Source organism: Desertibaculum subflavum (genome assembly GCA_003576705.1).
Lineage (GTDB): Bacteria > Pseudomonadota > Alphaproteobacteria > Ferrovibrionales > Ferrovibrionaceae > Desertibaculum > Desertibaculum subflavum.
Genome location: QOZS01000098.1, coordinates 1 through 9968 on the forward strand (window position 1 = coordinate 1; position 9968 = coordinate 9968).

General features: G+C 68.5%; 10 protein-coding genes. All 10 read left to right on the forward strand.

Translation table 11 applies throughout. The features are described 5' to 3' along the window. Positions 1–375: DUF3035 domain-containing protein (locus DT074_RS26905; protein WP_119422931.1), on the forward strand; the 375-nt coding region annotated here is incomplete at its 5' end. Positions 376–415: 40 nt separating this feature from the next. Next, complete coding sequence (locus tag DT074_RS26910; RefSeq protein WP_119422932.1) at positions 416–1342, forward strand: hypothetical protein; 927 nt, start codon at positions 416–418, stop codon at positions 1340–1342. An 88-nt stretch (positions 1343–1430) separates the two neighbouring features. Then, positions 1431–2357, forward strand: coding sequence for a hypothetical protein (locus DT074_RS26915; RefSeq protein WP_119422933.1), 927 nt, complete (start codon positions 1431–1433; stop codon positions 2355–2357). Between the two features lie 2 nt (positions 2358–2359). Further along, complete coding sequence (locus tag DT074_RS26920) at positions 2360–3301, forward strand: class I SAM-dependent methyltransferase (protein ID WP_119422934.1); 942 nt, start codon at positions 2360–2362, stop codon at positions 3299–3301. Positions 3302–3309: 8 nt separating this feature from the next. Further along, positions 3310–4299 carry a hypothetical protein gene (locus DT074_RS26925; RefSeq protein WP_119422935.1) on the forward strand — a complete coding sequence of 330 codons (990 nt, stop codon included), beginning with the start codon at positions 3310–3312 and terminating at the stop codon, positions 4297–4299. A 37-nt stretch (positions 4300–4336) separates the two neighbouring features. After that, entirely contained in the window at positions 4337–5308 is a 972-nt protein-coding gene (locus DT074_RS26930) for a TRAP transporter substrate-binding protein (protein ID WP_119422936.1), read from the forward strand. A gap of 64 nt (positions 5309–5372) precedes the next feature. Further along, the gene (locus DT074_RS26935; RefSeq protein WP_119422937.1) at positions 5373–5891 is read left to right on the forward strand and encodes a TRAP transporter small permease; all 519 of its coding nucleotides are present in this window, start codon (positions 5373–5375) and stop codon (positions 5889–5891) included. 8 nt (positions 5892–5899) lie between these two features. Further along, complete coding sequence (locus DT074_RS26940) at positions 5900–7210, forward strand: TRAP transporter large permease (protein ID WP_119422938.1); 1311 nt, start codon at positions 5900–5902, stop codon at positions 7208–7210. 154 nt (positions 7211–7364) lie between these two features. Continuing rightward, on the forward strand, positions 7365–9302 hold the full coding sequence (locus tag DT074_RS26945; protein WP_119422939.1) for an ABC transporter substrate-binding protein: 1938 nt from the start codon (positions 7365–7367) through the stop codon (positions 9300–9302). Positions 9303–9413: 111 nt separating this feature from the next. Then, a partial coding sequence (locus tag DT074_RS26950) for a helix-turn-helix domain-containing protein (RefSeq protein ID WP_162915268.1) occupies positions 9414–9968 on the forward strand: 555 nt, incomplete at its 3' end.

The window sequence follows — 9968 nt, forward strand, 5'->3', positions numbered from 1 at the left end:
CCCGGCGCCCCCCGTCCCCAGGAGCAGCGCCCGCGCGACGCCGCACAGACGGCGCTGACCGGCGCGGCCCCGACCCCGGCCGCCGGCCGCTCCGCCGGCGAGACGGCCCTGCTCCGCGCCGCCAAGGCGGAGAATGCCGATTCCACCATCCGCCAGGTCATCAACACCGAGTACACCCAGCTCGCCGAGAAGGACGAGAGCTTCGTCGACCGGCTGATCTTCTGGCAGAAGCAGCCGCCGCCCGGCGAGGTGATCGACGCGTCGAAGGAACAGGCGCGGATCCGCGAGAAGGTCGCCGGCGGCGAGACGGTGACCGGCCAGGGCACGCCGAGCATGGTGCGCCGGAAGCGCGCCATCCTGGAAGGGATCTTCTAGGCCGCGCCGCTTGCGGGCCAGGACAGGCGGGGCTGGCCTTATGGAGTTCTACTTTACCACCTGGAATCATCATCCCGACGCGCGCGACGTCCTGCTCGACGTCGTGCTGCCGCTCGCCGCCGGGCTGCGCGATCTCGGCCATGCGGTGGAGATCGGCGAGGCCCCGCCGCGCCGCGGCGTGACCAACGTCGTGGTCGAGTATTTCCGCGATCCGGCAGCGGTGGCCGAACTGCTGCAACACGACTTCGTGCTGGTCGGCACCGAATTCGCCGATGGTACCGGCTTCAACAGCGCGCGCACCAGGATGTGGCGCCGGCGCTATCGGTACTTCAAGGTGCTGGCGCGCCAGGCGCGCGCCATCTGGGTGATCTGCGACAATGCCGCCGCGGGCTATGCACCGCATGCACCCTCGGTTCAGCTTGCGCTCGGCTGGTCGCCCTCGCTGGAGGCGCCGCGGCCCGCCATGCCGCCCCGCTATGACATCTGCGCCTATGGCAAGCTCGGCACGGCGGCGCGCAAATCGGCGATCGACAAGCTTTCGGCGCGTCTCAGCGTCACCAAGAGCGAATTCGTCTCCAAGGCGGATCGCGACGCGATGCTGCAAAGCGCGCTGTTCTGCTACGGCTTCCGGCCGCATGCCAATGTGGTCAATGCCTCCACCACGCGCATCGTCTCGGCGCTGATGCAGCACGTGCCGGTGCTGCAGGAGCGCGTCGCAGGCCCCTCGCCCTTCGTCGAGGAGATGGAAATCGTCGACGGGCCGGACGAGGTGCTGGCGCGCTGGGACGATCTGCGCGCCCGGCGCGATGACATCCTGGCCCGCCAGATGGCCGCTTGGCGGCGGATGCCGGCGGCGGAGATCATGGCGCCGGCCGTCGCGGCGATGCGGCCGCGGCCGCGCCGGGGATGGGTGGCGCTGCGGCCGGCGCGCACGCTGCGCGCCCGGCTTGCCGAGCACGCCTTCTGAGCGGTCCGCGTGGAATTCGCGTGACCGCAGAGTGTGGGGGCGGTACATGCGGCGCAGAGCGGATGCGCGGTGCGGGATCGAGACGGGAATGACGATGACAGGGCTGCCGAAGGACCGGATCAGACGGCTGGCCGGCATGACGGCGCATCTGCCGCTCGCCGACGACTATGCCCTGCTGAAATCGGTCGCCTTGTCGCCGGTGCAGCGCGATCGCATCGCCTGGGCCGTGCGGCATTACCTCTGGGTCTCGCTGGCGAGCTATTTTCCGGCGCGCAACTTCGCCCTGGCGGAGGACCTGTTGGAGCGCTACGCCGCCGATGTCGCGGCGCTGCCCAACATCACGCCGAACGGCCTGGTGTTGCCCAAGCGGGAGAACTTCCTCGCCTTCAACGAGGTGCATAGCACCGTCGTCGAGGCGTTCGAAAGTCTGGGCCTTGCCCGCTCCGTCGAGCGCATCCACGCGCCGATCAACGTGCGCCTGGTCAGCGGGGTGCCGGATGCCAAGGTCGACAACCGGCCGCGCGCCTCCACCAAGCCGCACAGCGACATGTGGGCCGGCGAGCCCGCCGCCGCCATCATGCTGTTCATCTCGGTGCTGGGCGACCCGCGCGATGCCGGCGTTCGCTTTATCGAGCCGGCAAGTTTCCCCGAGGCGCTGATGCATCCGCTGCCCGATTTCAACGATGGGCATTCCATTCTCGAAGGCGCGCGCGAATACGAGGCGCGGCTCGCGCCGGACAAGGTGTTCCTGACCGACCCGTTCCTGATCCACCAGACGATGAAGTCCGGCAAGGGCCAGCGGCTTTCGATCGATTTCCGCTTCACGCCGACCGAGAAGGTCGCCTCCGACCGTTATGACGGCGTCTCCCGACAGGCGAACTACATCACTTTGGAGGAATGGCGTGAGATCGGCCGCACCCGCCTGATCAAATCCGACGCGCCGCTCGCACCGTTCACCGGCGGCAACGGCGTGAAGGACGGCTACGCCGCCGAGTTCCCCATCGTGCCGCTGTGAGCATGCCGGACAGCGCGTCCTCATCCTTGCAGATCGGCCCGGCGGATATCGCGCGCCTGACCGGTATCGACGAAGCGGCGGCGCGCGCCGCGATGCAGAAGGCCGGGCCGCTCAGCTATCATCGGCTTACGGCGGCCGAGCGCGACGCGGTGATCCTGCGCGCGCTGGAACAGCTCGAGCGATCGGATCTCGTCACCGTCGGCGGCAACGATGCCTCGCGCTGGGAACGCGGCTGGGGCGAGATCCTCGAACGGGTCCGCAGCCGCGGCGTCGCGCTCCAGAACCTGCTGCCGCAGTATTTCCACTACGACATCCTGCGCTATGACGGCGACTGGATCCGGATCGACGCGCCGGATTTCGAATTCCGCGTCTACGACATCTTCCGCCGGGCGCTGTTTCCGCGCCATCTCGTCGGCTACGACCGGCTGGTCGATATCGGCTGCGGCACCGCCGCCAGCCTGCTTACCCTCAGCGACCTGTTCCCGGAGGCGGAACTGGTCGGCTGCGACTGGGCGGCACCGTCGCAGGAACTGGTCCGGCTGATCGGTCAGCATCTCCGCCGCCCGCTGCGCGGCGTGCGCTTCAACATGCTGACGCTGGCAGGCGGCGACGCGCTCGAGATCGATGCCCGCACCGCGGTGCTCACCATGCATTCGATGGAGCAGCTCGGGACGGCCTGGGGCCCGATGCTCGACTTCCTGCTGGCCCGCAAGCCCGGCCTCTGCCTGCATATCGAGCCGATCCGCGAGCTCTACGATCCGACCGATCTGTTCGACGCGCTGGCGCTCCGCTACCACGACAAGCGGAACTATCTCTCGGGCTATCTCACGGCGCTTCGCGCCAAGGCGGCGGAAGGCCTGATCGAGATCAGGGAGACGCGCCGGCTCTGTTTCGGCAGCGCCTTCCACGAAGGCTATTCGCTCGTCGTCTGGGCGCCGCGCTGAGGCCGGCGGTGCAGTTCTTCCTCACCATCTGGAACCACCGGCCGCAGAGCCACGACGCGCTGCAGGACATCGTGCTGCCCATCGCGGCGGGCCTGCGCGATCTCGGCCACGAGGTGGAGATCGGCGCCACGCCGCCCAGGCGCGGCGTCACCAACATCGTCATCGAGTATTTCCGCGAGGCCTGGGTGGTCGATCGCCTGCGCGGCCTCGACTACGTGATCGTCGCCACCGAGCTTGCCGACGGCGAAGGCTTCAACAACAAGCGCACGCCGACCTGGGTCAAGCGCTGGGCCGGCCTGATGCAGCTCGCTCATGACGCGCGGGCGATCTGGGTCGTCTGCGACGAGGGCGCCGAGGGCTACCGCCATCTCGCGCCGACGGTGCAGATCTCGCTCGGCTGGTCGCCGTCGCTGGAATCGCCGGCCGCGCCCGGTCCGCGCGAGCACGACATCTACGCCTATGGCAAACTTACCGCGCCGGAACGCCAGGCCACGCTGACGACGCTCCGGTCGAAGCTCCGCGTCGTCACCACCGAGTTCTCCACCCGCCAGGTGCGCGACGACCTGCTGCAGCGCTCGCTCTACTGCTACGGATTCCGGCCCTATCAGGCGGTCGGCTATGCCTCGACCTCGCGCATCGTCGCCGCGCTGATGCAGGGCGTGCCGGTGGTGCAGGAGCGCGTCCAGCTGACCACGCCGCTGGTCGACGCGCTGGAGATCATCGACAGCGCCGACGACGTGCTTGCCCGTTGGGACATGCTGGTGGCGGAGCGCCCGCGCATACTCGCGCGCCAGCTCGCCGCCTGGCGGGCCATGCCGGCTTCGGCGATCATGGACCCGGCGGTGGCGGCCATGCGGCCGGCGCGCGACGGCGGCCCGGTGGTGATCCCCCGGCCCTGGCTGGTCGAGCGCTCGCTGTTCCTGCGCAACCTCATGCGGCGGCTGGAGAACCGGCGGGCGCGGCGGGCGGCCATTGCCAAGCCACGACCGGGCCGGTAACACATTCGTCAACTTTCGTACGGGGAGAGGCACCCTCATGAAGACCTGGATCGCGACGGCGTTGTTGACCGGCGCCGCATTGGTCGCCCTGCCGGCCGCGGCGCAGACCAAATGGGACCTGCCCGCCGCCTATCCGGCGACCAACTTCCACACCGTGAACCTGCAGAAGTTCGCCGACACGGTGAAGGGCGCCACCGGCGGCAAGCTCGTCATCACCGTCCACGCCAACGGCTCGCTCTACAAGGCGAACGAGATCAAGCGCGCGGTGCAGACCGGGCAGGCGCAGATCGGCGAAGTGCTGATGGTCAACCTGCAGAACGAGGATCCGGCCTTCGGCGCCGACGGCGTGCCGTTCCTCACCTCCGACTACGCCTCGTCCAAGAAGCTGGCGGCGGCGCAGCGCCCTGTCGTGGCGAAGAAGCTCGACGCCCAGGGCATGACCCTGCTCTACACCTGCGCCTGGCCGGGCCAGGGCATCTACGCCAAGCGCGAGCTCAACTCGGTCAAGGACATGGAAGGGCTGAAATGGCGGGCCTACAGCCCGCAGACCAGCCGCCTGGCCGAGCTGGTGAAGGCACAGCCGATCACCATCCAGGCGGCCGAGCTGTCGCAGGCCCTGGCCACCGGCAAGGTCGACAGCTTCGCCTCCTCCGGCGCCACCGGCGTCGACAGCAAGGTGTGGGAGCAGCTCACCCACTTCTACGCGCTGGACGGCTGGCAGCCGAAGAACATGGTGATCGTCAACAAGGCGGCGCTGTCGAAGCTGGACAAGTCGGCGCAGGACGCCATCGCCGCCGCCGCCAAGAGCGCCGAGACGTCGTGCTGGGCGGAGAGCGAGAAGCTCGCGCAAGGCTTCCTCGACACGCTCGCCAAGAACGGCATGAAGGTGCAGAAGGCGAGCCCGAAATTCGCTGCCGAGCTCAACGAGATCGGCAAGACCATGACCGAGGAATGGCTCAAGGTTTCCGGTGCCGACGGCAAGGCGATCGTCGACGCCTATCGGAAATAGACGGAACCACGGGGCGCCACGCGATCCGGCGCCCCGCTTCCCTGCCCTCAGCTTTCCCGCGCCCTTGATCCGCAACGCCCTGCAGCAGCTCTACTTCGCCTGTGGCGTGCTGGCGGGCGCCTGCCTCGTCGCCGTTGCAGGCTTCGTCCTGTATTCGATCGGCGGCGGGCTGTTCGGCTATGTGGCGCGCTCGGCCGACGATTTCGCCGGCTATGCCATGCTGGCCTCGTCGTTCCTGGCGCTGGCCCATACCTTCGGCAAGGGCGAGCACATCCGCGTCACCATCCTGATCCAGCGCCTGCGCGGGCGGGCGCGCCGTGTCGGCGAGATCTGGTGCCTTGCCATCGCTGCGGCCTTGTCCGGCTATCTCGCCTGGTTCAGCATCAAGACCACCTGGGTCTCGTATGAGATCGGCGATGTCTCCACCGGGCTGGTGCCGGTGCCGCTCTGGATTCCGCAGGTGGCGATGGCGCTCGGCGCCTCCGTGCTGTTCATCGCCGTGCTGGAACAGCTGATCGTCGCGCTCGCTGGCGGCGTCCTGATGCAGGATGCCGGCGCCGACGACGTGCATATCGAACGCTGAGGGGGGCGATGGAGGATATCCAGGCGACCCTGATCCTGATCGGCGTGCTGGTCGTCCTGCTCGGCTCCGGCGTGTGGATCGGGCTCGGCTTGATCGGTGTCGCGGTCAGCGCCATGTGGCTGTTCACCACCCGGCCGGCCGGGGACGCCATGGCGACCACGATTTTCGGCGCCGCCTCGTCCTGGACGCTCACCGCATTGCCGCTGTTCATCTGGATGGGCGAGATCCTGTTCCGCACCCGCCTGTCGGAGGACATGTTCCGGGGCCTGGCGCCCTGGATGACACGGCTGCCCGGCCGCCTCGTCCATACCAACATCATCGGCTGCGCCATCTTCGCGGCGATCTCCGGCTCGTCGGCGGCGACCTGCGCCACGATCGGCAAGATGACCATCCCGGAGCTGAAGGGCCGTGGCTATCCGGATGCGCTGGCGCTCGGCTCGCTCGCCGGTTCCGGCACGCTCGGCCTCCTGATCCCGCCTTCGATCATCATGATCGTCTATGGCGTCGCGGCCGAGGTCTCGATCGCCAAGCTGTTCATCGCGGGCATCCTGCCCGGCATCATGCTGGCCGGATTGTTCATGGCCTATGTGGCGGTGTGGTCGCTGCTGCACCCCAGAGCCATCCCGCCGGCCGACACGCGGGCGAGCTTCGGCCAGAAGCTCTGGGCCTCGCGCCAGCTGATCCCGGTGATCGGGCTGATCGCGGTGGTGCTGGGCTCGATCTATACCGGGCTCGCCACGGCGACCGAAAGCGCCGCGCTCGGCGTGGTCGGCGCATTGGTGCTGTCCCGGGCGCAGGGCTCGCTCGACTGGAAGACCTTGGGCGACAGCATCATGGGCGCGACCCGCACCTCGGCGATGATCGCGCTGATCCTGGCCGGCTCGGCCTTCCTCTCGCTGGCCATGGGCTTCACCGGGCTGCCGCGCCATCTCGCCGAATGGATCGCCAGCCTGAACCTGTCGCCGGCCGCGCTGATCGCCGCGCTGACCTTGTTCTTCATCCTGCTCGGCTGCTTCATCGACGGCATCTCGATGGTGGTGCTGACCATCGCCATCCTGCTGCCGGTGGTACAGCAGGCCGGGTTCGACCTGATCTGGTTCGGCATCTTTGTCGTTCTGGTGGTGGAGATGGCGCAGATCACGCCCCCGGTCGGCTTCAACCTGTTCGTGCTCCAGGGCATGACCGGCCGGTCGATCTTCTATATCGGCCGGGTCGCGCTCCCCTTCTTCCTGCTGATGGTGGTGGCGGTGGCGGCGACCTATCTGTTCCCGGAGATCGTCACCTGGCTGCCCTCGCAGATGGCGCGGCGGGCGGGTTAGGCCGTTTGGCCTGCGGCAACCCGCACCCTTCACACGGCGTTAGCCTGCGGTGCCTATGATGGGCCGCCCATGTAGTGCGCCGATTGTGACGCGCATCGCTTGCCGCGCGCGGCCGGCCCGCCTAGCTTCCGCGCGGGGATATCTCGGACGGACGATGACCAAGCCTTTCCGTGCGTTGCACCAAAGTGCGTTGCGCCTGAGCGCGGTGATTGCACCCATCGCCATCCTGGTCGCCCTGCTGACCGCGCCGGCGGCCGGCGCCAATGGCAAGTTCGTCGACCCGCCGGTCTTCGCCGATGCCGTGGCCGCCGGCCAGCTGCCGCCAGTGGAAAAGCGCCTGCCGGCCACGCCCCTGGTCACCGAGGTCGATGGCGGCCGTGTGCCGGGCCGCCAGGGCGGCGAGGCGCGCATGCTGATCGCCAGTCCGCGCGACGTGCGGCTGATGACCGTCTACGGCTACGCGCGGCTGGTCGGCTACGATGAGAAGCTCGAGCTCAAGCCCGACATCCTGCTCGACGTGCAGAACGAAGGCGGCCGCGTCTTCACCTTCAAGTTGCGTCCCGGCCACAAATGGTCCGACGGCGCGCCGTTCACCGCCGAGGACTTCCGCTACTACTGGGAGGATATCTGCGGCAACAAGCAGCTCGCCCCCGGCGGGCCGCCGCGCCTCTTCTACGTCGACGGCGAGAAGGCGAAATTCGAGGTCATCGACGCCACCACGGTGCGCTATTCCTGGAGCAAGCCGAACCACACCTTCCTCCGCGCGCTGGCCGGTGCCGCTGACCCCTATATCTACCGCCCCGCCCATTACCTGAAGAAGTTCCACGTCAAATACGCCGATCCGAAACAGCTGGAAGAGCAGGCCAAGGCCAGCCGCAAGCGCAACTGGGCGGCGATGCACAATTTCGTCGACAACATGTACAGGTTCGACAATCCGGACCAGCCGACCCTGCAGCCCTGGGTCAACACCACGCGCCCGCCGGCCACCCGCTTCATCGGCGAGCGCAATCCCTATTTCCACCGGGTCGACCAGAACGGCCGCCAGCTGCCCTATCTCGACCGTTTCACCATGGTGCACTCGGCCGCCGCGCTGATCCCGGCCAAGGTCGCGGCCGGCGAGATCGATCTGCAGCCGCGCTACCTCGCGTTCAACAGCTACACGCTGCTGAAGAAGGCGGAGAAGCGCGAGCCGATCGTGACGCGGCTCTGGAAGCCCGGCCTCGGCGCCCATCTTGCGCTCTATCCGAACCTCAACGTGGAAGACCCGGTCTGGCGCCGCGTGCTGCGCGACGAGCGCTTCCGCCGCGCGCTCTCGCTCGGCATGGACCGCGAGATCGTCAACCAGTCGCTCTATTACGGCCTCGCCGAAGCCGGCAACAACACCGTCCTGCCGTCGAGCCCTCTGTTCAAGCCGGAATACCGCGATGCCTGGGCCGAGTTCGATGTCGTGCGCGCCAACCGCCTGCTCGACCAGATGGGCCTGATCAAGAAGAACGGCGAAGGCATCCGCCTCCTGCCCGACGGCCGCCCGGCCGAGATCATCGTCGAGACGGCGGGCGAGGATACCGAGCAGACCGACGTGCTGCAGCTGATCCGCGACGATTGGATGCGGATCGGCATCAAGCTCTATTCCAAGCCCTCGCAGCGCGAGGTGCTGCGCAACCGCGTTTTTGCTGGCCAGGCGATGATGATCGTCTGGGGCGGGCTTGAGAACGGCATCGCGACGCCGGACATGCCGCCCGACGCCCTCGCCCCGATGTCGCAGCACGGCTATCAGTGGCCGAAATGGGGTGAGCATTACGAGACCCGGGGCAAGAAGGGCGAGGCCCCAGACATCCCCGAGGCCAAGGAACTGCTCGACCTTGCCGAGGCCTGGGACGGCGCGACAAGCACCGCGGAGCGCGCCCGGATCTGGCACCGCATGCTGGAGATCCATGCCGATCAGCAGTTCACCATCGGCATCCTGCGCGCCGTGCCGATCCCCATCGTGACCGCCCGCAACATGCGCAACGTGCCGGAGCACGCGATCTACAACTGGGAGCCCGGCGCCCATCTCGGCGTGCATCGGATGGACCTATTCTGGCTGGAATAAACACCGGCCTAAGTGCTTACAATCCCAGGGCCTTACGGTTCCGGCGCTTGCCCCTCCGGCGGGCCTCTGGTTTAGTGCCCCGTCCCTGACAGCGGTCGTGAGGTTCTCATCGTGGAAGCGCAGACCAGCGACGCGCCGGCAGGCTCGGCCGTTGCCGGCGGCTACCGCGGCGTCGGCGCGACCCTGCGTGCCCGGCGCATCGATCTCGGCCTCGATCTCGACGAGGTCGCCGACCGGCTGCGCATCCGCCGCACCTACCTCGCGGCCATCGAGGACGGCCGCATCGACGAGCTGCCGGGCCCGATCTACGCCATCGGCTTCGTCCGCACCTATGCCGACTATCTCGGCTTCCAGCCGGTGCCGGCGGTGGAGCGCTTCAAGGCCGAGCTTGCCCGGGCATTGCAGCCAACCCGGCTGAGCTTTCCGACGCCCTCGCCCGAGAGCCGGGCGCCGCGCGGCTGGACCATGGTGATCGGGCTGCTGCTGGCCGGCGTGGTGTTCGCGCTCTGGCAGTTCCGCCAGCAGCTCGACCTGCCCACGCTCGGCATCCCGGCGCCGCCGCCGGTGGAGCAGGCCGCGGCGCCCCCGAGCCCGGCGCCCCAGAACCCGGTGCCCCAGAGCCCGCCGGCCGGGGCCGCCGGCCCGGCGCCGGTTGCCGGTGCGCCG

What these genes read in the sequence shown, in the direction of transcription:
- DT074_RS26910 (WP_119422932.1), top strand. Translation starts at nt 416, where the DNA reads ATGGAGTTCTACTTTACCACCTGGAATCATCATCCCGACGCGCGCGAC.
- DT074_RS26945 (WP_119422939.1), top strand. Translation starts at nt 7,365, where the DNA reads ATGACCAAGCCTTTCCGTGCGTTGCACCAAAGTGCGTTGCGCCTGAGC.
- DT074_RS26930 (WP_119422936.1), top strand. Translation starts at nt 4,337, where the DNA reads ATGAAGACCTGGATCGCGACGGCGTTGTTGACCGGCGCCGCATTGGTC.
- DT074_RS26915 (WP_119422933.1), top strand. Translation starts at nt 1,431, where the DNA reads ATGACGATGACAGGGCTGCCGAAGGACCGGATCAGACGGCTGGCCGGC.
- DT074_RS26920 (WP_119422934.1), top strand. Translation starts at nt 2,360, where the DNA reads ATGCCGGACAGCGCGTCCTCATCCTTGCAGATCGGCCCGGCGGATATC.
- DT074_RS26940 (WP_119422938.1), top strand. Translation starts at nt 5,900, where the DNA reads ATGGAGGATATCCAGGCGACCCTGATCCTGATCGGCGTGCTGGTCGTC.